Annotated in this window: 13 protein-coding genes; 10 read left to right on the top strand and 3 right to left on the bottom strand. The window is 70.9% G+C overall.

Annotated elements, in window-relative coordinates:
• The first annotated feature begins 44 nt into the window (after positions 1-44).
• The 5 genes from ACFWZ2_RS32025 (at position 45) to ACFWZ2_RS32005 (ending at position 9,357) form a co-directional block, all read left to right on the top strand.
• Positions 45-5,021, top strand: a complete 4,977-nt coding sequence (locus ACFWZ2_RS32025; RefSeq protein WP_384551611.1) for an amino acid adenylation domain-containing protein — start codon at positions 45-47, stop codon at positions 5,019-5,021.
• 73 nt (positions 5,022-5,094) lie between these two features.
• The gene (locus ACFWZ2_RS32020; RefSeq protein ID WP_384551609.1) at positions 5,095-5,814 is read left to right on the top strand and encodes a thioesterase II family protein; all 720 of its coding nucleotides are present in this window, start codon (positions 5,095-5,097) and stop codon (positions 5,812-5,814) included.
• Positions 5,815-5,895: 81 nt separating this feature from the next.
• Positions 5,896-7,119 carry a cytochrome P450 gene (locus ACFWZ2_RS32015; RefSeq protein ID WP_384551607.1) on the top strand — a complete coding sequence of 408 codons (1,224 nt, stop codon included), beginning with the start codon at positions 5,896-5,898 and terminating at the stop codon, positions 7,117-7,119.
• A 68-nt stretch (positions 7,120-7,187) separates the two neighbouring features.
• Positions 7,188-8,264 (top strand): 4-hydroxyphenylpyruvate dioxygenase, encoded by a 1,077-nt coding sequence (gene hppD, locus ACFWZ2_RS32010; RefSeq protein ID WP_384551605.1) that lies wholly within the window; start codon positions 7,188-7,190, stop codon positions 8,262-8,264.
• A 34-nt stretch (positions 8,265-8,298) separates the two neighbouring features.
• The gene (locus ACFWZ2_RS32005; RefSeq protein ID WP_384551604.1) at positions 8,299-9,357 is read left to right on the top strand and encodes an alpha-hydroxy acid oxidase; all 1,059 of its coding nucleotides are present in this window, start codon (positions 8,299-8,301) and stop codon (positions 9,355-9,357) included.
• Between the two features lie 136 nt (positions 9,358-9,493).
• Here the strand turns inward: ACFWZ2_RS32005 and ACFWZ2_RS32000 are convergent, their stop codons facing one another.
• Both ACFWZ2_RS32000 and ACFWZ2_RS31995 read right to left on the bottom strand, forming a co-directional pair.
• On the bottom strand, positions 9,494-10,576 hold the full coding sequence (locus ACFWZ2_RS32000; RefSeq protein WP_384551602.1) for a prephenate dehydrogenase: 1,083 nt from the start codon (positions 10,574-10,576) through the stop codon (positions 9,494-9,496).
• Positions 10,577-10,581: 5 nt separating this feature from the next.
• Positions 10,582-11,616, bottom strand: coding sequence for a methyltransferase (locus ACFWZ2_RS31995; protein WP_384551600.1), 1,035 nt, complete (start codon positions 11,614-11,616; stop codon positions 10,582-10,584).
• A 514-nt stretch (positions 11,617-12,130) separates the two neighbouring features.
• On the opposite strand from ACFWZ2_RS31995, the gene ACFWZ2_RS31990 reads away from it, so the two are divergent.
• Complete coding sequence (locus tag ACFWZ2_RS31990; RefSeq protein WP_384551598.1) at positions 12,131-13,057, top strand: phytanoyl-CoA dioxygenase family protein; 927 nt, start codon at positions 12,131-12,133, stop codon at positions 13,055-13,057.
• 218 nt (positions 13,058-13,275) lie between these two features.
• On the opposite strand, the gene ACFWZ2_RS31985 is transcribed toward ACFWZ2_RS31990, so the two are convergent.
• Positions 13,276-14,112: a putative nonproteinogenic amino acid hydroxylase gene (locus ACFWZ2_RS31985; protein ID WP_384551596.1), complete on the bottom strand. Its 837-nt coding sequence runs from the start codon at positions 14,110-14,112 to the stop codon at positions 13,276-13,278.
• 347 nt (positions 14,113-14,459) lie between these two features.
• Here ACFWZ2_RS31985 and ACFWZ2_RS31980 point away from each other — a divergent pair, with 347 nt between their 5' ends.
• The 4 genes from ACFWZ2_RS31980 to ACFWZ2_RS31965 all read left to right on the top strand — a co-directional run bounded on the left by ACFWZ2_RS31980 (position 14,460) and on the right by ACFWZ2_RS31965 (position 22,803).
• The gene (locus ACFWZ2_RS31980) at positions 14,460-14,771 is read left to right on the top strand and encodes a phosphopantetheine-binding protein (RefSeq protein WP_384551594.1); all 312 of its coding nucleotides are present in this window, start codon (positions 14,460-14,462) and stop codon (positions 14,769-14,771) included.
• Complete coding sequence (locus ACFWZ2_RS31975) at positions 14,768-16,018, top strand: cytochrome P450 (RefSeq protein WP_384551592.1); 1,251 nt, start codon at positions 14,768-14,770, stop codon at positions 16,016-16,018. Before ACFWZ2_RS31980 ends, ACFWZ2_RS31975 begins: the two co-directional genes overlap by 4 nt.
• Positions 16,015-16,752, top strand: coding sequence for a thioesterase II family protein (locus tag ACFWZ2_RS31970; protein WP_384551590.1), 738 nt, complete (start codon positions 16,015-16,017; stop codon positions 16,750-16,752). The genes ACFWZ2_RS31975 and ACFWZ2_RS31970 overlap by 4 nt, the downstream gene beginning before the upstream one ends.
• 264 nt (positions 16,753-17,016) lie before the next feature.
• Positions 17,017-22,803 (top strand): acyltransferase domain-containing protein, encoded by a 5,787-nt coding sequence (locus ACFWZ2_RS31965; protein ID WP_384551588.1) that lies wholly within the window; start codon positions 17,017-17,019, stop codon positions 22,801-22,803.
• Positions 22,804-22,873 lie beyond the last annotated feature (70 nt).

Below are 22,873 nucleotides of genomic sequence, written 5' to 3'. Positions count from 1 at the left end.
CCGCCCCCATCTCCGCAGGTTGATCGTTGAGGAGGAATACCCGAATGCCAGTGATTCCGCTTTCATTTGCACAGCGCCGGATGTGGTTGACGAACCAATTGGAGGGCGGGGCGGAGACGTACAACATCTCGCCCGCCTTCAGATTGACGGGACCGCTCGACGAGGACGCCCTCGTCGCCGCGATCCGTGATCTGGTCGATCGCCACGAGGTCCTGCGCACGGTGTATGTGACGGACGACGAGGGTGAGCCTCATCAGCGGATCCTGTCGTCGGCGGAGGCGTCGGTGCGGGTGCCTGTGGTCGAGACGGCGCCGGACGAACTGTCCGGCGCGGTCGACGCGTTCATCACCCACCGGTTCGATCTGGCAACGGAGATTCCGCTGCGGGCGGTCCTTTTCCGCTGTGGCCCCGAGGAGCACGTCCTCGCGCTGCTCATCCACCACATCGCGTCGGACGGCGCCTCGGCCGCGCCCCTCGTACGGGACGTGTCCGTCGCGTACGCCGCCCGCCTGGAGGGCCGGGCGCCGGCGTGGGAGCCGCTTCCGGTGCAGTACAAGGACTACGCGCTGTGGCAGCGCGAGCTGCTCGGCGACGTGGCGGACCCGGGCAGCCGGGCCGCCGCGCAGGCCGACTACTGGCGCGCGGAGCTCGCCGGGGTTCCGCAGCCGCTGAACCTGCCGCTCGACCGCCCGCGGCCCGCACAGCGGAGCACGGAGGGCGACCTGGTCGCCTTCGAGGTGGAACCGCGGGTGGCGGCCGGGCTGCAGCAGCTCGCCGACGCGCGCGGGATGACCATGCCGATGGTCCTCCAGGCCGCGCTGGGCGTGCTGTTGGGCAAGCTGGGCGGCGGGGACGACGTGACGATCGGCGGCCCGATCGCCGGGCGGACCGATGAGGCCCTCGCCGATCTGGTCGGGTTCTTCGTCAACACCCAGGTGCTGCGGGTGGATCTCTCCGGCGACCCCTCCTTCGCCGATCTGCTCACGCAGGTACGGGAGCGGACGCTGGCGGCCTACGAGCACCAGGACGTGCCGTTCGAGACGCTGGTCGAGCTGATCAACCCCGACCGCTCGGCGGCGTACCAGCCGCTGTTCCAGGTGATGCTCGCCTGGCACAACTGGGCCCGGGGCGAGTTCGAACTCCCCGGCCTCCAGGTGGAGTTCGAGCAGTACGTCACGCAGACGGCCATGTTCGACCTGTTCTTCAACATGGCCGAGGAGGACTCGGGGGCGCTGCGCTGCGACCTCCAGTACGCGACCGAGCTGTTCGACCGGGACACGGTCGAGGCCATCGCCGCCTGGTTCGTGCGGGTCCTTGAACAGGTCGCCGCCGACCCGAAGGCCCTGATCGGCTCCGTCGACGTACTGTCGCCGGGGGAGCGCGACCGGCTGGTGCGGGGCGTCAACGACACCGCGCGGCCCGTCGCCGCGGACACCCTGCCGGGCGCCTTCGAGGCCCAGGTGGAGCGGGCCCCCGACCGCCTCGCGCTGGTCGGCGAGGACGAGCGGCTGACGTACGGCGAGTTCAACCGGCGCGCCAACCGGCTCGCCCACTGGCTGGTCGAACAGGGCGCGGGCCCGGAGCAGTTGGTGGCCGTGCGCATCCCGCGTTCCGTCGATCTGATGGTGGCGCTGTACGCGGTGGTCAAGGCAGGGGCGGCCTATCTGCCGGTGGATCCCGACCTGCCCGAGGACCGGGTGCGGCAGCTGCTGGGAAGCGCGGAACCGCTGCTGGTGCTCGACGAGGCGCTCCCGGACGTCTCCGGGTACCCGGAGACCAACCCCGAACGTGCGCTGGCGCCGGACAACGCCGCGTACGTCATCTACACCTCCGGCTCCACCGGCGGCCCCAAGGGCGTCCAGGTCGCGCACCGTTCGATCATGAACCGGCTGGCATGGGGCCTTGCGCACTTCGACGTCACGGCCGACGACCGGGTGCTGCTCAGCACATCGGCGAGCTTCGACGTGTCGGTGCCGGAGCTGTTCGCCCCCTTGCAGGTGGGCGCGGCCGTCGTCATCGCACGCCCGGACGGGCGCAAGGACCCGGCGTACCTCGCCGAGCTGATCCAGCGGGAGCGGGTGACCGGCGCGGACTTCGTGCCCTCCCTCCTTGAGGTGTTCGTCGCCGAGCCCGCGGCGAAGGGATGCACCAGCCTGCGCTGGATCGAGGTCGCGGGCGAGGCGTTCCCGCCCGCGCTGGCCAACAAGGCCGCCGACGTGCTCCCCGACTGCGCTGTGCACAACCTCTACGGACCCACCGAGGCATCGGTCGAGGTCACGGCGTGGCAGCACGTGCCCGGCGCGGACCGCGTGCCGATCGGCGCGCCGATCTGGAACACCCAGGTCTACGTGCTCGACGAGGCGCTGCGCCCCGTGGCTCCCGGCGTGACCGGCGAGCTGTATCTGGCCGGTGCGGGTCTTGCCCGCGGCTATGCGGGCCAGAGCGCGCTCACCGCCCACCGGTTCGTCGCCTGCCCCTTCGGCGCGGCGGGCACCCGGATGTACCGCACCGGGGACGTCGTGCGGTGGAACAAGGACGGCCAGGTCGAGTACATCGGCCGCTCCGACTTCCAGGTGAAGGTCCGGGGCTTCCGCATCGAGCTGGGCGAGATCGAGCAGGTGCTGGCCGGGCACGCCGGTGTGGCGCAGGCCGCGGTCGTCGTGCGCGACAGCCAGCAGGGCGACAAGCGCCTCGTCGGCTATGTGGTGCCCGACCCGGCCGCCGCCGTGGTGGACTCCGGCGATCAGGTGGACGAGTGGCGCCAGGTCTACGACGAGACGTACGCCGATTCCAGTGAGACGGAATGGGGCGAGGACTTCGAGCAGTGGAAGTCGTCGTACGACGGAGAGCCGATTCCGCGCGAGCAGATGGTGGAGTGGCGGGACGCGGCCGTCGCGCAGGTGCTGCGGTATGCGCCGCGGCGGGTCCTTGAGATCGGTGTGGGTTCCGGGCTGCTCCTCGCGAGGATCGTCGGAGAGGTCGAGGAGTACTGGGGCACCGACATCTCGCCCACGGTCGTGGACCGCCTCCGGGCCCAGACCGAAAGGGCCGGTCACGGTGACCGGGTCCACCTCGGCGTCCAGGCCGCCGACGACATCTCCGGCCTTCCCCGGGGCCACTTCGACACCGTGCTGCTCAACTCGGTGGTGCAGTACTTCCCGAGCGCCGACTATCTGGACCAGGTCCTGCGCGAGGCCATGGAACTCCTCGCGCCCGGCGGCCAGTTGGTCGTCGGCGACGTCCGCAACGCCACCACCCTGCGCCTCCTGCTGACCGCGGTCCAGCGCGCGGCCCACCCGCACGCCCCGTACGAAGAGCTGCGGGCGCTGGTGGAGAAGGAACTGCTGGCCGAGGAAGAACTGGTGGTCGCCCCGGAGTGGTTCACCGAATGGGCGGCGGAGCGCTCCGTGTCGGTCGACATCCGGCTGAAGCCCGGGCAGACCCACAACGAACTGACCCGGCACCGCTACGAGGTCGTCCTCCACAAGCAACCGGCCGACGTGCTCGACCTCACCGACGCACCCGTGGTGGCCTGGGGCCGGGACGTCACCGACCTGGCCGGGCTCGACGGCTGCGTGGCGCGGGCGGGCGGCCCGGTCCGCGTGACCGGGATACCCAACGCCCGCCTGGCCGACGAGGCCGCCGCGGCCGCCGCCACCGGCGCCGCGGGGACGGCCGCGTCCCTGGGCGGGACGGTCGACCCGGAGGACGTCGCCGCATGGGCGCGGCGCCAGGGCCACGACGCGGTCCTCACCTGGTCCGGTCAGACCGTGCACGCCTTCGACGCGATCCTGCTGCCCGAACAGCGGGCCGTGTCCGGCGGGTTCGTGCCCGGCACGGCGCCCGGCCGGGCCCGCGCGAATACCCCCGCCCTGGCCAAGGCGGTCGGTCCACTGGTGCACGAGCTGCCCGCGTATCTGCGCGAGCGCCTGCCGGACTACATGGTCCCCGCCGTCCTCGTGCCGCTGTCGGAGCTGCCGCTGAACGCGGCGGGCAAGCTCGACCGGCGCGCGCTGCCGTCGGAGCACACCACCGTCGTGAGCGGCGGAGGACCGCGCAACTCCCACGAGGAGAAGCTGTGTTCCTTCTTCAGTGAGCTGCTCGGCCTGGAGAAGGTCGGCGTCGACGACGACTTCTTCGCGCTCGGCGGACACTCGTTCCTCGCCACCCGGCTCAGCGCCCGCATCCGCAAGCAGTTCAACATCGACATGCCGCTCCGGACGATCGTCCAGTTCCCCACGGTGGCCGAGCTGGCCGCGGTGGTGCTCACCGGGCGCGCCCCCGGCGACCACGCCGACTCGTTCGAGGTCGTACTGCCGCTGAACAGGGACCCCGGCACCGGCAAGACGCCGGTGTGGTTCTTCCACGGCGGCGGCGGCCTCGGCTGGGCGTACTTCACCTTCGCGCCCTACCTGGACCGGCCGGCGTACTGCCTCCAGGCCCGCGGCTCCAACGGCACGGAACCCGTGGCCGATTCGGTGGAGGAGATGATCGAGGACTACCTCACGCAGATGCTCCGGATCCAGCCGGAGGGCCCCTTCAACCTGGTCGGCTGGTCGCTCGGCGGCCCCATGGCGCACGCCATAGCGACGGCCCTCGACCGGCGCGGGCACGAGGTCGCCCTCCTCGCCGTCCTCGACTCCCAACCGGCCGACGAGGAGAGCGGGTTCAAGATGCCGGAGGTGGCGGGCCGGACGAAGGAGCTGTACCGGGAGGACATCGAGGAAGTCTTCGGCCAGTTCATGAACACCAAGAACATGGACCAATTCCTGGACAACATGTCGAGGGTCGGCTCCAACAACCTGAACAAGATGGCCGCTTTCGAATCACCGGTGTTCCGCGGCGATCTGCTGTTCTTCAACGCGACGCGGGACAAGGACAAGTCGTACGGGCCCGACTGGCGGCCCTTCGTCCTCGGCTCGATCGAGGAGTACGACGTGGACGCCACGCACACCGACCTGCACATGCCGAAATCCGCGGGCCAGATCATGCAGGTCATCACCCGCAAGCTGGCCGCGTGACAGCGCACTTGGGAACCGGTTCGAGGAACCGACGAATGGATGATTGGGGTTGGTCGGGGTGACAGAACCCGGCATGTCCGAGGAAGACCGGGACCGGAACGTCCTGCTGTGCATACCGTTCGCCGGAGCGGGGCCTTCGTTCTTCCACCCGTGGCGGGAACTCTCCGCGGGCCGCTGGCGCGTCACCTCGGTCGAACTGCCCGGCAGGGAACGGCGGATCCTGGAGACGCCGTACCGCAACGTCGTCGAAGCGGCCAAGAACTCGATCGACGACATCGTCGAGGATCTCGGCGACGGGGCACGGACCACCCTGTTCGGGCACAGCCTGGGCGCGGTGTTCGCATACGAGGTGGTGCATCTGCTGAGCGCGCGCGGCGTGCACGTCGAGCGCCTCGTCGTCAGCGGTTCGCCGGGCCCGTGGACCCAGCGCGAGAGGCGGGCCACCGGGCTCCCCGACGAGGAATTCCTCGCCAGGGTCGAGGAGTTCGCCGGATTCCGGCACGAGGCCCTCGACCACCCGGAGATGCGGGAACTCATTCTCCCCGTGCTCCAGGCCGACTGCGAGATGCACGAGAACTATGTGCCGAGCACCGACGAACCGGTGTCGGTGCCGGTCTGCTCGATCCGGGGCGACTCCGACGGCCTGGTCGGCGCGGAACAGGCCCAGGAGTGGCAGAAGGCGACCACGGGCGCATTCAGCTATGCGGAGTTCCCGGGCGATCACATGTACCTGGTCGATCACGCCCGCGACGTGCTCGACCTGATCGAGGCGGAAGCCGCCCGCGATCACTGACGCCCCGCGCCGGAGTCCTCCGGCGCGGGCGGGGAGCCGCACCCCACACCGTTCGACGAGGACGTCAAGGAGACGAAGAACATGGCTGAGCCGATGGTGAGCCTGCTGGACCCGGAATTTAGTGAAGACCCCATCGGCGCCCTCGCGCGCCTGCGGGAGTCGGCCCCGCTCGTCCGCATCGGGTTTCCCGGTGGGCCGCCGGTCTGGCTGATCACGCGCAACGAAGACATCGAGGCCGCGCTGAGCGACAAGCGGCTCGTCGTCGACTACAAGAACGTGCCGGGCCATCAAGGACCCAGCCTCGCCGACCAGATGATCGCGGCCCTCGACCTGCCGGACGAGTTCCGGGACTATCTGGCCGCCAACCTGATGCTCGTGGACAGCAAGTACCACGCCCGGCTGCGCCGCCTCATCACGCCCGCGTTCACCGCCCGCCGCATCAAGGCGATGCGGCCGCGCATCGAGGAGATCTCCACCCGGCTCATCGACGCCCTCGTCGAGAAGGGCTCCGGTGACCTCCTGGAGGAGTACTCCTCACCGCTGACCGGCACCGTCATCTGCGAACTCATCGGCATCGACGAGCCCGACCAGCCGAAGGTGCGCAAGTGGATGAACGACTACGCCGACGCCGACGTCGACATGGCCACGAGCGCCCGCGGCCTGAGCGAGTACATCAAGGGGCTCATCGAGCGCCGCAGGGCCGAGCCCAAGGACGACATGATCTCCGTCCTGGTGCACGCGGGCGAGGACGACGGCGACCGGCTCACCGAAGCCGAGATCGTCTCGCTGGTGCTCGTCGTGGTGAACAACGGACACCACTCCACGGCCCACTTCATCCCGAACGCGATCCTCACGCTCTTCGAGAACCCGGAACAGCTCGCCCTGCTGCGCGCCAAGCCGGAGGCCCTGCCGCACGCCATGTACGAGCTGATGCGGGTCGCGAACCCCGTCCCCACCGCAGGACCCCGGTACGCGACCGAGGACATGGAGTTCGCCGGGGTCCCGATCTGCAAGGGCGACGCCCTGACGGGCTCCCTGCAGTCCGCCAACTACGACCCGAGGGTCTTCCCCGAGCCCGAACAGTGCGACGTGGCACGGGCGACGAAGCGCGGCGAAGGCCACCTCGCCTTCGGCGCGGGCCCGCACTACTGCCTCGGCGCGGCACTCGCCTACCTGGAGGGCGAGATCGCCCTCGACCACCTGCTGCTCCAGCGCGACAGCCTGGAGATCGCGGGACGCCTCAGGTACAACGAGCCGATCCCCGGCGGCGGCCGGCCGCTCTCCGCCTTCCCGGTGCGCCTGTGAGGACTTGACCGGCGACACACCCCTCTGCACCTCAGCCCGATCAAGCCTGTGCACCCTGGAGGTGACAAATGGACATCCAGTCGATCGACCACATCGAGTTGTTCGTTGAGAACGCCGAGGAGGCGGCCGCCGAACTGCGCGACCATTTCGGTTTCGCCCTCGCCGGACGCGGTGGAGCCCGTACGGGGCTGCACGGCTGCGAGTCGGTGCTGCTGCGCCAGCGCGCCATCACCCTGCTGGTGACCTCGGCCACCAGCCCCGACCACCGTGCCGCCGAGTACGTCGAGCGGCACGGCCACGGCATCGGGGTGGTCGCCCTGCGCGTCGACGACGCGCACGCCGCGTTCGCCGAGGCCGTCGAGCGCGGGGCCACCCCCGTCGCCCCGCCCGAGACCTTCGGCCCCGAAGGGGACCGGGTCGCCTTCGCCTCGGTGATCGGCTTCGGCGACGTCGAGCACCGCTTCGTCTCCCGCGGCAGGACCGGCGGGCCCTTCGCCCCGCTGATCGAGGAGACCGGTCACGGCAGTTCCGGCGAGGGGCTGCTCACCGAGGTCGACCACCTCGCGGTGTGCGTGCCCGCGGGCACGCTGGAAGAGACCGTGCACCGCTACGAGGAGATCTTCGATCTGCGCCAGACCTTCGAGGAGCGGATCGTCGTCGGCTCCCAGGCCATGGATTCGAAGGTCGTCCAGAGCACGTCGGGGCGGCTGACCCTCACCATCATCGAGCCGGACGTCACCCGTGCCCCGGGCCAGATAGACCGGTTCATCGAGGCCCACGACGGCGCGGGCGTCCAGCACATCGCGTTCCTCACCGAGGACATCCTGTCCGCGGTGCCCCGGAGCGCCGAGCGGGGCGTGCGCTTCCTCACCACACCGCCGAGCTACTACGAGATGCTGACGCCGAGGCTCGGCCGGATCGGCGTCCCGGTGGAGGAACTGCGCGAGATCAACGTCCTCGCCGACCGCGACCACGCGGGGGTCATGCTGCAGATCTTCACCGAGTCGCGGCACGAGAGGGGCACCCTGTTCTACGAACTGATCGACCGCAGGGGCGCCCGCACGTTCGGCAGCAACAACATCCAGGCCCTCTACGAGGCCGTGGAGCGCCAACAGGCCAGCAACCACCAGACCGGCCTGGACTGAAACGGAGTCCCGGCAGCGGCATGGAGGACCGACGATGAGACTGACGCTCGGCGACTTCGAGCGAGCCGCCAGGACCCGACTCGACCCGGGGATCTGGGACTTCCTGGCGGGCGGCGCGGGCGAGGAACGCACGCTCGCGGCCAACGCCGAGGCGTTCGACCGGCTGTGGCTGCGGCCGCGCGTCCTGCGCGGCACCACCGCACCTCCCGAGACCGCGACCACGATCCTCGGCCGCTCCTGGGACGCGCCGCTGGGCGTCGCCCCCATGGGCTACCACACGCTCGCCCACCCGCTGGGCGAACTCGCCACCGTCCGCGGGACGGCGGCCGCGGCCCGGCTGCCGGTCGTGATCAGCACCTTCGCGGGGCGCACCGTCGAGGAACTCGCCGCCGTCGGCGGCGGCCCGCTCTGGCTCCAGGTCTACTGCCTGCGGGACCGTGCGATGACGCGGCGCCTCATCGGGCGTGCGGAGGACGCGGGCTTCGAGGCGCTCGTCCTCACCGTCGACGCGCCCCACCTCGGCCGACGCCTTCGGGACCTGCGCAACGGCTTCCGGCTCCCCGAGGGAATGGTCCCCGCCAACCTCGAAGGGCACGACTTCTCGTCGCCCGCCGCGCACGCGAGCACCCAGTTCGCCCCCGCCCTCGACTGGTCGGTGGTGGACTGGCTGCGCTCGGTCAGCGCGCTGCCGATCCTGCTCAAGGGGATCCTCACCGACGACGACGCGGCGCGCGCCGTCGAGTCAGGGGCGGACGGCGTCTTCGTGTCCAACCACGGCGGGCGGCAACTCGACGGCGTGCCCGCGACCCTCGACGTACTGCCGGAGATCGTGGCGGCGGTCGCCGGGCGCGTCCCCGTGCTGCTCGACGGGGGAGTGCGCCGGGGCAGGGACGTGCTCGCCGCGCTCGCGCTCGGCGCCGACGCGGTGCTCGTCGGCCGCCCGGTCCTGCACGGCCTCGCCGTCGACGCGGACCGGGGAGTGACGGACGTACTGAACATCCTGCTCGCCGAACTGACCGACGCCATGGGCCTCGCGGGCCTGGGCGACCTCGCTGACATCGGCCCCGAAACGGTCCGGAGGGACAGGCCCTGAGCGGCCTTGCGGAAGACCGGTGCGGTTCGGGTGCGCCCCGAAGGGGCGCGGGTCTGTGACATGTGCGGCTCCGCCGCGTGGGCGCGACCAGCCACGATGCACCCGCAGAGGTGAACCGCACTTCCCCGCGGAGCACTCAGCGGTGCCGCCACCCGCGGTGCTGCAAGGCCGTCGCCAAGACATCCCGCAGCTCCCGGGCGACGCTGAGCTGTACGAGGCCGGTCGGCCGGCCCGCCGAGTGCTCCAGGTGTACGTCCTCCACGTTGACGCCGGCGCGGGAGGCGTCGGTGAAGAGCCGGGCCAGTTCGCCGGGTTGGTCGCCGATCATGACGGTCACCGTCTCGTACTGCTCCGGCACGGTGCCGTGCTTGGCGGGGATCCGGGCCCGCCCGGCCCGCCCGCGGCGCAGCAGGTCCTCGACCACGCGGGCGCCGCTGCCGCGCTTGTCCTCATCGGTGGCGCCCATGGCCCGCAGGCCCAGGACGGCGCCGTCCAGGCCCTCCGACAGCTCTTCGAGGAGATCGGCGACCACCAGCGCGTTGGCGCCGAGTACGTCCACCCACAGGTCCGGATCCCCGGCCGCGGTGCGGGTCAGGTCGCGCACGCCCGAACCCGCGAGGCTCACCATGCGTTCCTCGGCGGGCTCCAGGAGGGCGGCGACCAGGCTCGCCACGAGATGCGGGGCGTGCGAGACGAGGCCGACCGCGCGGTCGTGGGCCGCCGCCTCCATCAGGACGGGCACGGCCCCGCACATCGCCACGAGTTCGAACGCGGCGTTCAGCGTCTCGGTGCCGGTGGCGGCCGTCGGCGTGAGCACCCAGTGGTATCCGTCGAAGAGGTCCGCACGGGCGGCGAGCGGCCCGCTGCGCTCGCTGCCCGCCAGCGGATGGCCGCCGATGTAGCGCGAGTTGTCGCAGTCGAGGGCGCTCGCGTCCTGCTGCGGCCTTGCCTTGACGCTGGCGACGTCGGTGTAGTGCCGGGCCACGCCCTCGGCCTGCAGGCGTACGAGGACGTCGGGCACCAGCGCGGGCGGGACGGCCACGACGGCCAGGTCCACGGTCTTCGGCGGTTCCCGTACGGCACCGGCGCCGATCGAGGACGCGATCCTGGCCGCGGCGGGATCCGTGTCCCGCAGATACACGTGCACACCGTGGGACGTGAGGGCGAGCGCGACCGAGGTGCCGATCACGCCGGTGCCGACCACCAGGACATCTTCCATCGAGTTCACTTCCCGAGCGGGCTGGGATCCTGCTCGGAGGGGGTCGCCTCGATGAGGCTGAAGCTCGAACCGCCGATCGGCAGCACCCTGGTGCGGATCAGACCCGCGGCGGCGAACAGCTTGTCGAACTCCGGAAGGGTGCGTTCCTGGCCGCCGAGGAGCACGAGCATGCCGAGGTCGCTCCAGCGCGCCGGGTGGGGCTCGGAGGTCTCGGGAACGAGGAGTTCGCACACCAGGACGCGGCCGCCGGGGGGCAGGGCCCGGACGCTGGCGCGCAGGATGTCGGCGGCCTTCTCGTCGTCCCAGTCGTGCAGCACGCTGCCCAGCAGATGCACGTCCGCACCCCGGGGAAGCTCGTCGAAGAAGTCGCCGGCCACCAGCGTGCAGCGGTCCCTGACGGGAGCGAGCGGGGCATCGTGGGCCGCGAGGTCGATCACCGAACCGCGGTCGAACAGGACGCCGCTCAGCTGGGGTTGGGCCTTGAGGATCATCGACATCACCGTGCCGGTGCCGCCGCCGATGTCCATGAGCGTGTGCGCACCGTCCCACACCGGCAGATCGGCCAGGCCCGCGTACAGGCGCATGGCCCGCTCCCGCATGCGGGTGTTGAAGGCGGCCTCGCTCGTGGGCTTCGTGTCCTGGTCCTGGAAGAAGGTCTCGCCGTACGCCGCGGGCAGCGGCCGCAGGTCCGCGGCGGCGTCGGCCGCCTGCAGCCAGGCGCGGTGGGAGTCCAGGTTGGACAGCGTGGCCCGCATCGACACGGGCGAGTCGGCCTTGAGCACCGCGCCCAACTCCGTGGGGGTGAAGCGCCCTCGGAGGTCCCGGGCGAAGAAGCCCGCGCCGGTGAGGGCGTTCATCAGGCTCATGAGCGGTTCCGCCGCGAAGCCGACGGTGGCCGAGAGTTCCTCGGGCGTCGAGCCGTCCCGCGCGCAGGCGTCGGCTATGCCGAGACGTGCGGCGATGGCCAGCGTATAGGGAAGTACCGCGACGATGCTATCGTCCGCCATCAACAGGAATTCGCGCACTACCGGATCGGGCACGCCGCGCACCAGCTGTTCCAACTCAGTCAGCGTCCTCGCCCCACTCTTGGTCGATGTCATCCGGGTCGCGAAACTGGATTCGCCATCCGTTGGCAGAGATTTGCAATGCGGGTCCATGATCCCATTCCCGTCTTCATGCGCCACGAATATGAGTCTATCCAGATGCCGCCCGCCAATCACAGGACCATATCCACAACCGGGTTGCCCTGTCGTCGTCGTGACGGGTCGGGAGAGACGCCGACGGATGCTTTCCGCGGAGGAATGGACGTACCGCGGGATGACGTCCTATGGTCGGGCGCAGCGAGAGATCTGGAGAATAACCGGCCAAACGCGGGCGGCCGCGCCCCTGTCCTGTCGACGGGACAGCGAGCCGGTGTCGCCCTTCAAATGGATCCCGGCGCTGTGGGGAGAATACTTCAGGAGTTGCAGGATGGGGGCGGAAGATGATTTCTTCACGTTCGGTGGCAATTCGCTAATCATGGAGTAACTGACACACCCGAGAAGGAGCTGACGCATGAACACACTCGGCGCTGGTGTTCTGGAGAAGGCCGCTGCGGAATATGCCGAGCAGGGCTTCTCCATCATCCGCAACGTTGTGCCGCAGGATCTCCTGGAGGAGGCGCGTGCCCACGTCGAATGGCTCACCCGCAAGTACCCGGACCTGCGCCCGGAGCACTTCCACCACCCGCTGATCCGCAATGACGCCTTCTGGGCACGACTGGTCTCCGACCCGCGCCTGGTGGACATAGCGGAGTTCTTCCTCGGCCCGGACGTGGCGTGCTTCACCGCCCATTACATCTGCAAGCCGCCGTACGACGGACAGCCCGTGCTGTGGCACCAGGACGGCGCGTACTGGTCGCTGTCCCCGATGGAGGCGCTGACGGTGTGGCTCGCCGTCGACGAGAGCATCACGGAGAACGGCTGCCTGCGGATGATCCCCGGCAGCCACGAACTGCCGCTGCACAAGCCGTCGGTCCGTACGGACGAGCCCAACATGCTGTTCTCCGCCTCCGACGAGAACCTGGTGCGGGAGTGGGTGGAAAAGCGCGGGGTCGTGGAGATCGAACTCCAGCCGGGCGACGTCTCCATCCACCACCCCCACCTGCTGCACTGCTCGGAGGCGAACACCTCCGCCAAGCGGCGCTGCGGACTCGACATCGGCTACATCTCGACGACCACGCGGATCCACAGCGACGGGATCTACCTCGACCCGCTGCTGGTGCGCGGAGCCGACACCGAGGCCGTCAACAACTACCGCCCGTTCCCCGCCTACCAGGAGGGCGAGACGATCCCCTTCGCCGGGCAGGACGAGTGGGCCGACAAGGTGGCCCGGCTCAACGCCGCGCTGCCGGCCAGCTCGCGCGAGCTCCCTGACGAGAGCCCGATCGAGACCACCCGGCACATGATCGGCCGACTGCGCGAAGGCACGGCGAAGCGCTGACGCGGCAGCGAACGATGGCCACCGCTCTTGAGCGGTGGCCATCGTTCACGTGTAGGGCGGACGTTTACGTGCAGGGCGGATGCGACCTAAGGGAACGCCCCCTGCGGGATCGTGTCCCGCAGGGGGCGCGGGGCTGTTTCGGCATGCGGCTCCGCCGCGTGGGCGCGATCAGCCCCCGCCGGCCCGCGGAGGGCGAACTTCCCCCCGCGGAGCGCCTCTCACCAGTGGAACGCCTCCCCATCGGCCCGCTTCTCGATGCAGTACGTGCGGAACACCCGGGCCTTCGCGACCATGTCCGCATCCCCGGTGCGCCGCGCTGCCTCCTCGTACCAGTCGTACGTCATGGCCGCATGCGAGCGCCGCTCGAAGTGGAACTCGGCGAACCGCCGGAAGTCCGACCGCATGGACTCCGGGGTCAAGTTCCCGTCGGCGCCCAGGAGTTCTTCAAGTTCCGCCTCGGTCGCCTCGGGCCTTTCGACGATGCTGATCGGCTCGGTCGCGGGAATGTCCTTGCGGATCTCGATGGGCTCATCGGCGCCCGAGAAATCGAGGCAGAGGGAGAGCCGGGCGGTCTCCGCGGAACTGCGGGTCGAATGCGGGTCGGTCGTGTGGATCTTCCACACCTCGCCGCGCCGGAGGTGATAGACGACATCGTTCTCGGAATGCAGGGAATCCGGGCTCGTACGCAGCGGAATCTGCAACCGGGTGCCCGGCTCCTCCCATTCGAGGAAGTCCACGTGCGGGGCGAGGATCGCGTCACTGGCCCGGAAGATGCGGACCCACTGCAACCGGTCGAGGGGGAAATGCTCGGTCACCAGTGACATGATGCCCGGCAGCTTCTTGCCCAGTTCGGTGAGGGCCATACGGCCGTCGTGCGGGCGGAAGGAGGTGTCGGAATCGGCGCCGCTGCCGTTGGCGAGCACATGGGCCGACCACGACCCGAAGGTGAAGGCGTCGTATTCGCCGCCGTATTCGTGGTCGTCCACGATGGAGAACTCGGAATCCAGGTCGTAAGAGTCGATGGGCAGTACCGCGAGCCTTTGCGCCTTCAGCAAGGAAGCCACCCTCCCCTTCAGCAGTTTGATTGTCTGAACGTGCCCGGAAGTTGCCGGGTATTATTTCCGGCGTCACCGTAACTCTTCGCAGACGCCCCGGCAATGTCGGACCGGCGCCCCTTGGGTTCGTCGGCCAGGTCGGGCAGGATGGCGTGGACGCTTGTCCTGTCGGCGGGACAGCCGACGCCCGACGGGCTGTTCGAGCTGTCATCTCTTGCGCTGTCATCTCTTGCGCTGTCATCTCTTGCACGGAGTTTTCCTCGCCAATTACCTTGGCGGTGCGATGGCTCCCGGGTGCGAAAAGTTCACCCGAAGAATTCCCCGGGCTCCTTTCGGAAAGGCTGGCAATGGAATCGTCACCGCAGGTCCATCGGCGCGGCGGGCAGGACGAGGCGCCGGAACGGCAGGCCGCCCCCTCGGGTGCGCCGCTGTCGCTCGTACGGGAAATCTCCGCACTGTGGGAAGAACACCTCAACTGCGACGAAGTCGGTCCCGACGACGACTTCTTCGAGCGCGGCGGGAACTCCCTGATCGGGATCAAGATCATCGACCGGGTGACCCAGGACTACGGCGTCGAACTGTCCGTACGCGACTTCTACTTGGCCCAGACCCCGGCCCGCGTCGCCGAGCTGATCGAGCAGGGGAGGGCGCGGACGTGAGATTGACGCCGGGTCCCGCGCACGACGTCGACCTCGACCGCCTCGACCTGTTCGACCTGGACCTCTACTCCTACGGCGACCCCCACCCGATCTGGGACGTGCTGCGGGAACAGGCCCCCGTGCACCACCAACTCCTGCCGGACGGGCGGGAGTTCTGGTCGGTGACGCGTTACGAGGACGTCTGCAGGGTGCTCGGCGACCACCGGGAGTTCACCTCGGAGCGCGGCACCACGCCGACCCACGTCGGAGTGGACGACCCCGCCGCCGGCGTGCTCCTCACCTCCACCGACCCGCCCCGGCACACCGAGGTCCGCAGGCCGATCGGCACCAAGCTCACCGCGCGCGCGGTGAAGTCCTGGGAGGACTCGATCCGGCGGACGATCGTGCGCTTCCTCGAACCGGCCCTGGACGGCGGGACGTTCGACCTGGCCGAGCAGGCGCTGCTGCTGCCCGCGATGGTCACGGGCCCGCTCCTCGGCATCCCGGAGAAGGACTGGGCGGAACTCGTCCAGCTGACCGCGATGGTCACGGCCCCCTCGGACCCGCACTTCAAGACGGGCAGCGAGGCCGCGACCCTGGCGATCTCCCACCACGAACTCCTCGCCTACGTCAAGGAGTGGGTCAGGACGCGGCGGGCGGACGGCCGCGAGGACGACAGCCTGCTCCACCACCTCATGAGCGTCCGCCCGGGCGGCGCGCCGCTGTCCGACGAGGAGATCGCCCTCGACGGCTACAGCATCCTCCTGGGCGCCAACGTGACGACGCCGCACACCGTCTCGGGCACGGTGCAGGCCCTCATCGAGCGGCCCGAGCAGTTCGAGAAGGCGCAGGCCGACCCGTCGCTGATCCCCAACCTGGTCGAGGAAGGGCTGCGCTGGACGTCCGCCGCCTGCAACTTCATGCGGTACGCGGTGGACGACGTCGAGTTCGCCGGGGGCACGATCCCGGCCCGCGCGGCGGTCGTCGCCTGGATCGGCTCGGCCAACAGGGACGCGTCCCAGTTCCCCGATCCGCACCAGTTCGACATCACGCGGGACGGCGCGAAGCGCCATGTCGCGTTCGGGTTCGGGCCGCACTTCTGCATCGGCGGACCGCTGGCCCGGCTGACTCTGCGCGTCTTCTTCGAGGAACTGCTCCAGCGGTTCGGACCGATCGAACTCGCCGGCGAACCGCAGCACCTGCGGTCGTACTTCATCGCCGGGATGACCCACCTCCCCATCGCCGCCCAGAAACGACAGACGCCATGACTTCCGGCTCCACCACCGTCACCTCGCCGTGGTTCGTCCGGCCGCCCGCCACCGACCACGCCGCCCGGATCTTCTGCTTCCCCTACTCCGGGTCCGGTGCCTCGGCCTTCAGCGCCTGGCCGGCCGCGATCGGCGACGTCGAGGTCTGTCCGCTGCAGTTCCCCGGCCGCGAGAACCGGTTGGGCGCCCCCCACTACGGCACCTACGAGAACCTCGCCGCCAGCCTGGTCGAACAGCTGGCGCCGCGGCTCGACCGGCCGTACGCCTTCTTCGGACACTGCGCGGGGGCGCTGCCCGCCTTCGAGACCGTGGTCAGGCTCGCCCAGCGCGGGCTGCCCCGGCCGGACCGCTTCTTCGTGTCGGGCCAGCCCGCCCCGCACGACGCGTCGCGCGACCGCATGCTCGGCATGCCCGAGCCCGCGCTCCGCGCCGAACTGGAGTCGGTCATCCGGGGCCGGGGCATCGAACCCCGCCCCGACATGGTCGACATGGGCATGGCCGTACTGCTCAGGGACCTCGCCGCCGCGCGCGAGTACCGGCGGTCGGAGCCCGTCGTCCTCGACTGCCCCATCGTCGTACTGCACTGGCGTGACGACCCCGACGTGAGCCTCGAACAACTCGAGGGCTGGCGGCAGTACTCGGACTCGGTCGACATCCAGGTCGTCGACGGCGGTCACCACGACTTCATGGACGCGTCGGACGAGCTGCGGACGTCGTTGACCCGTTGGCGGTGACACCGGCGCAGTCGCCCACAGGCCCGGCGGGGCCGCCCCACCCGGCGGACCCGCCGCAACCGGCCCACCCGTCACCCACGGCGGAACGGCCGGGCCCGCACCACACCGCGCGGCGCCCGCCTCCGGTGGATCCCACCGAACCCGATGGGCCCACCGGAGGCGCACACCCGGGCGGTTCTTGTCCGCCCCGCAGGTCACGTACCGTCCGCCGCCCTGTCGCGGCAGCTGTCCCCAGACACCACTTGACCATCAGTGAGGAGCGGCATGTCTGTTGACGAGAACCGCAGCGATGCACGGCTTGACGAAGGGGACGCCACGACCGGCGTCCCGGGCTTCCGCGGCGCCCCCCTTCCCCTGATCGTCTCCGGGGCCACCCAGGACGACGTACGGGCGCGGGCGCGCGACCTGCTCGCGCACCACGAGGAGCACCGGAGCGCGCCGCGCGACCTCGCCCGGTCGCTCGCCGCCTCGCACAGCGCCGCCGAGCCCGCCGCCGTACGGCACAGGAGCGTCTCCTGGGCCGACGACGACCGGCGGCTCACCGGCGAACTGGCCGCGCTCGCCCGCGGCGACCGCAGCGCCACCCGGGTCGACGGCAGCGCCGCGCCACGGGACCGCGTCGTCTTCGTCTTCCCGGGACAGGGCTCCCAGTGGATCGGCATGGCGGCCGGACTCCTCGACGACTCCGACGTGTTCCGCGCAGCCGTCGACGCGAGTGCCAGGGCGCTCGCCCCGCACATCGACTGGTCCCTGGAGGACGTCCTGCGCGGCGCGCCCGGCGCCGCGTCCCTCGACCGTGACGACGTCGTCCAACCCGCCCTGTTCGCGGTGATGGTGGGCCTCGCCGAGCTGTGGAAGTCCTTCGGGGTGCGGCCCGCCGCGGTGCTCGGGCACAGCAACGGCGAGGTCGCCGCCGCCGTCGTGTCCGGCGGCCTGACCCTCGAGGACGGGGCGCGGGTCGTCGCGCTGTGGAGCAAGGCGCAGAGCAGGCTCGCGGGCCGGGGCGGGATGATCTCCGTCCTCGCGCCGTTGGCGGACCTGGAGCCGAAACTCGCGCCGTGGGGCGACCGGATCGCCGTCGCCGCGGTCAACGGACCTCGGTCGGTGATCCTGTCCGGCGACCGCGACGTCACCGACCGGCTGCTCGACGAGCTGACCGCGGAGGGCGTGCGGGCCAGGCGGATCCCCGTGGACGTCGCGGCACACGGCCCGCACGTCGAGGCGCTGCGCGACGAGGTGCTCACCGCGCTCGCGCCCATCGAGCCCCGCACGCCGACGGTGCCCTTCCACTCCACCGTGACCGGCGACTTCATCGACTCCGCTGCCCTGGACGCCGCGTACTGGTACACCAACCTGCGCAGCACGGTGCGGTTCGAACGCTCCGTGCGGGCGCTCGCCGCGGACCACCAGGCCTTCATCGAGATCAGCCCGCACCCGGTCATCACCATGGTGCTCCAACAGACCCTGGACGACCTGGAGTCCGACGCGGCCGTCGTGGAGTCGCTGCGCCGCGACGAGCCGGGGCCGCGCCGGTTCCTCGCCTCGCTCGCCCGGCTGCACGCCGACGGCGCCGCGGTGGACTGGCGGCCCGCCTTCGGCCCGGACGCCGCACTCACCGAACTGCCCGCGTACACACCGTCGTCGGAGAACCGGAACGCCTCCGCCGGAACACCGGACGCGGACCGCCTCCTGGAGCTGGTGCGCGTCGAGACCGCCCTCGTCATGGGGCTCGACTCGGAGGCCGCACTCATCGGCACCGAGGCGTTCCGGGACCTCGGTCTCGACTCCGCGAACGCGGTGGAGCTGCGCAACCGCCTGGTCGCCGCCACCGGTCTGCGGCTCCCCGTGACCCTGCTCTTCGACCACCCGACCCCGCAGCGGCTCGCCCAGCACCTCGCGGCGCAACTGACCGGCACCGCCGCCGCGTCGGCGCCCGCGAAGCGCCGCACCGCCGACGCGGACGAGCCCATCGCCATCGTCTCCATGGCCTGCCGCTTCCCCGGCGACGTGACCTCGCCGGAAGAGCTGTGGCAGCTTCTCCTGGACGAGCGGGACGTCATGTCAGGCTTCCCCGACAACCGGGGCTGGCACCTCGACACCCTCTTCGACGACGACCCGGACCGCGCGGGCCGCACGTACACCCGCCACGGCGGATTCCTGCACGACGCCGACCGGTTCGACGCCGAATTCTTCGGGATAAGCCCGCGCGAGGCGACGGCGATGGACCCGCAGCAGCGCCTGGTCCTGGAGACCGCGTGGGAGGCCCTGGAGCGGGCCGGGGTCGACCCGGCCTCGCTGCGCGACAGCGGCACCGGCGTCTACCTCGGCGCGTTCGCCCAGGACTACGGGCCCCGCCTGCACGAGGCGGACGACAGCACCGGCGGCTATCTGCTGACCGGCAACTACACCTGCGTGCTCTCCGGCCGTGTCGCGTACACCCTGGGACTGCGCGGTCCCGCCGTCACCGTCGACACCGCCTGCTCCTCGTCCCTGACGGCCATGCACCTGGCCGCGCAGGCGCTGCGCGCGGGCGACTGCGAACTGGCCGTCGCGGGCGGTGTGACGGTGATGCCGAACCCCGGCCTCTTCGTCGAGTTCAGCCGCCAGCGCGGCCTCGCGCCGGACGCCCGCTGCAAGGCGTTCGCCGCCGCGGCGGACGGCACCGGCTTCGGTGAGGGCGTGGGCGTGGTCCTGATGGAGCGGCTCTCCGACGCGCGGCAGAACGGTCACCAGGTCCTTGCGATCGTGCGCGGCTCGGCGATCAACCAGGACGGCGCCTCCAACGGCCTCACCGCCCCCAACGGCCTCGCCCAGCAGGACGTGATCCGCCAGGCCCTGGCCGGCGCGGGCCTGTCCTCGCAGGAGGTCGACGTGGTCGAGGCGCACGGGACGGGGACCACGCTCGGCGACCCGATCGAGGCCGAGGCGCTCCTTGCGACCTACGGCAAGGACCGGCCCGCTGACCGGCCGTTGTGGCTGGGCTCGCTGAAGTCGAACATCGGGCACACCCAGGCCGCGGCGGGCGTCGGCAGCGTCATCAAGATGGTGCTCGCCCTGCGCCACGGTGTGCTGCCGAAGACGCTGCACGTGGACGAGCCGACCCCGCACGTGGACTGGACCGCGGGCGCGGTCGAGCTGCTGACCGAGGAGCGGCCCTGGCCGCGGACCGGACGTCCGCGCCGCGCGGGCATCTCGTCGTTCGGCATCAGCGGCACCAACGCACACCTGATCGTCGAGCAGGCCCCGGAGAGCGGGAACACCGCGGCCGACGGCGCGCCGGAGCCGGTGGTGGCCACGGACGGGACGCTGCCGTGGCCGGTCTCCGCGAAGTCGGAGGCCGCACTCGGGCAGCAGGCGCAGCGGCTCCTCGACCATCTGGACCGTCATCCGCGGGCGACGCCCGCCGAGTTGGGGCACGCGCTGGAGTCGGGCCGTTCGGTGTTCGACCACCGGGCGGTGGTGATCGGCCGGGAGACGGCCGACTTCCGGGAGGGCCTCGCCGCGCTCGCCGCGGGCGAGCCGTCCCCGCACGTGGTGACAGGGGCGATGGCCGCACGGCCCGGCAAAACCGTGTTCGTCTTTCCCGGGCAGGGCTCGCAGTGGGTCGGCATGGGCGCCGAACTGCTGCGCTCCTCACCGGTGTTCAAGGAGCATCTGACGGCCTGCGCCGCGGCGCTCGAACCGTTCGTCGGCTGGAATCTCGTCGACGTGCTGTCCCAGGCGCCCGGCGCCCCCGCCTTCGACCGCGTCGACGTCGTCCAGCCCGCCCTGTGGGCGGTGATGATCTCCCTGACCCGGCTGTGGGAGCACCTGGGCGTCACCCCGGACGCCGTGGTGGGCCACTCCCAGGGCGAGATCGCCGCCGCCCACATCGCGGGCGTCCTCACCCTGGAGGACTCCGCCCGCGTCGTGGCGCTGCGGTCCCAGGCCATCACCGGCATCGCGGGCCGGGGCGGCATGGTCTCCCTGCCCCTGTCCACCGCCGATGCCTCGGCCCTGGTCGGACGCTGGCCGGGGCGGCTCGCCGTCGCCGCCGTCAACGGCTCCACCGCCACGGTCGTCGCCGGTGACAGCGACGCCGTCGACGAGCTGCTCGCCCATTGCGAGGGCGAGGGCGTCTGGGCCCGGCGGATCCCCGTCGACTTCGCCTCCCACTCCCCGCACGTGGCGACGCTCCACGACCGGCTCCTCGAACTGCTCGCGCCGATCGAACCGCGGCCCGCCACCGTCGCCTTCTACTCCACCGTCGCGGGGCGGGTCGGCGGGCCCATGGCCGACACCACGGTGATGAACGCCCGGTACTGGTACGACAACCTGGCCACCACGGTCGAGTTCGAGGCCGCCACCCGCAGCCTGCTGGACGACGGGCACACCGTGTTCATCGAGGCCAGCCCGCACCCCGTCCTGACCCACCCCGTGCAGGAGACCGCCGAGGACCACCCGGCGGGCGGCCGGGTCGCCGTCACCGGGACGCTGCGCAGGGACGAGGACACCTGGCAGCGCGTGCTGGCCTCCCTCGCCACGGTCCGCACCCGCACCCACGCGACCTGGGCCGACTTCTACCCCACGGCCCCGGCCGCCCACACCGGCCTGCCCACCTACCCCTTCCAGCGGCAGCGCTACTGGGTGGAGACACCCGTGGCGGGCCCGCGCGACCCGATCGCTCCCGATGCGGCGTCCGCCGGGGCGGCGAGCGGTGCGGCAGGAAAGCCGGGCGGAGTCGTCTTCATGTTCCCCGGGCAGGGCTCGCAATGGGTCGGCATGGGCCGCCAGTTGTACGACACCTTCCCCGCCTTCGCGCAGAGCCTCGACGCGTGCGCGGACGCGCTGGCCGAGTGGGTCGACTGGTCGCTGCTCGACGTGGTGCGCGGTGCGGAGGGTGCGCCGACCCTGGACCGGGTGGACGTGGTGCAGCCGGCGCTGTTCTCGGTGATGGTGTCGATGGCAGCCCTGTGGCGGTCCTGGGGCGTGGAGCCCGACGCGGTGGTGGGGCACAGCCAGGGCGAGATCGCCGCCGCCCACCTCTGCGGTGCGCTGTCGCTGCGGGACGCCGCCAAGACCGTGGCGCTGCGCAGCAGGGCCCTGGTGGACCTGATCGGTCACGGCGGGATGGCATCGGTCGCGGAGTCCGCGGACGTCGTGGCGGAACGTCTCGTTCCGTGGAGCGACCGGGTCAGTGTCGCCGTGGTCAACGGACCCCGCTCGGTGGTGGTCTCCGGGGAGCCGGACGCCCTCGACGAATTCGTCGAGAAGATGAATGCCGAAGGCACCCAGGCCCGGCGAATATCGGTCGATTACGCGTCTCATTCCCACCATGTGACCCGCGTCCGCGACCAGGTGATCGACCCGCTCTCCGATGTGCGTCCGACGACGTCGACGTTGCCCTTCTGCTCGACCCGGTACGGCGAAATCATCGACACCGCCGAGCTGAACGGCGAGTACTGGTACAACAACCTGCGCGAAAAGGTCCTCTTCGAACCTGCCGTACGGCGACTCGCCGACGACGGATTCCGGGTCTTCATCGAGATGAGCCCGCACCCCGTCCTGACGGTCCCGGTCCAGGAAACGGTCGAGGAACTGGCCGACGCGCTCGTCCTTTCGTCGTCGCGGCGGGACCGCGGCGAGGTGGAGGCCGTGGTCGGCTCGCTCGCCGAGTACGCGCTCCACCGGCAGCGCTACGGGACGGATTCCGGGCGTACGGCGGTGGCGGCTCAGACCCCGCCGACGGAGCGGCCCGCGGCCGAGGACCCGCAGGTCCCCCTGCCGGAGAGGCTCGCCACCCTCTCCGACGACGACGCGCGGGCTCTCGTCCTCGACCACGTCCTCGACAAGGTCGCCGTCGTGCTCGGCCGTGACTCCGCCGATGCCGTGGACCCCGACCAGGAGTTCAAGGACATCGGATTCGACTCGCTCCTCTCGGTGGAACTGAGCAAGCGCCTGACCGCGACGACCGGGCTCAAACTGCGGGCGAACATGGTGCTGCGGCACCCCACGCCGAAACAGGTCGCCGGGCACATCATGACCTCGCTGTCGGGCCGCGCCCCGCGGTAATCCCCTTGCGTCCCGGGCGCTTTGCCGCCCGGGACGACTGTCCCGTCGGCGGGACAAAGAAGTACGACAA

Source organism: Streptomyces sp. NPDC059002, assembly GCF_042740435.1.
GTDB lineage: Bacteria > Actinomycetota > Actinomycetes > Streptomycetales > Streptomycetaceae > Streptomyces.
Note: the sequence above shows the minus strand (reverse complement) of the source record. Positions and strands in the feature narration are given on the sequence as shown.

What these genes read in the sequence shown, in the direction of transcription:
- ACFWZ2_RS32025 (WP_384551611.1), top strand. Translation starts at nt 45, where the DNA reads ATGCCAGTGATTCCGCTTTCATTTGCACAGCGCCGGATGTGGTTGACG.
- ACFWZ2_RS32020 (WP_384551609.1), top strand. Translation starts at nt 5,095, where the DNA reads ATGTCCGAGGAAGACCGGGACCGGAACGTCCTGCTGTGCATACCGTTC.
- ACFWZ2_RS32015 (WP_384551607.1), top strand. Translation starts at nt 5,896, where the DNA reads ATGGCTGAGCCGATGGTGAGCCTGCTGGACCCGGAATTTAGTGAAGAC.
- hppD (WP_384551605.1), top strand. Translation starts at nt 7,188, where the DNA reads ATGGACATCCAGTCGATCGACCACATCGAGTTGTTCGTTGAGAACGCC.
- ACFWZ2_RS32005 (WP_384551604.1), top strand. Translation starts at nt 8,299, where the DNA reads ATGAGACTGACGCTCGGCGACTTCGAGCGAGCCGCCAGGACCCGACTC.
- ACFWZ2_RS32000 (WP_384551602.1), bottom strand. Translation starts at nt 10,576, where the DNA reads ATGGAAGATGTCCTGGTGGTCGGCACCGGCGTGATCGGCACCTCGGTC.
- ACFWZ2_RS31990 (WP_384551598.1), top strand. Translation starts at nt 12,131, where the DNA reads ATGAACACACTCGGCGCTGGTGTTCTGGAGAAGGCCGCTGCGGAATAT.
- ACFWZ2_RS31980 (WP_384551594.1), top strand. Translation starts at nt 14,460, where the DNA reads ATGGAATCGTCACCGCAGGTCCATCGGCGCGGCGGGCAGGACGAGGCG.
- ACFWZ2_RS31970 (WP_384551590.1), top strand. Translation starts at nt 16,015, where the DNA reads ATGACTTCCGGCTCCACCACCGTCACCTCGCCGTGGTTCGTCCGGCCG.
- ACFWZ2_RS31965 (WP_384551588.1), top strand. Translation starts at nt 17,017, where the DNA reads ATGTCTGTTGACGAGAACCGCAGCGATGCACGGCTTGACGAAGGGGAC.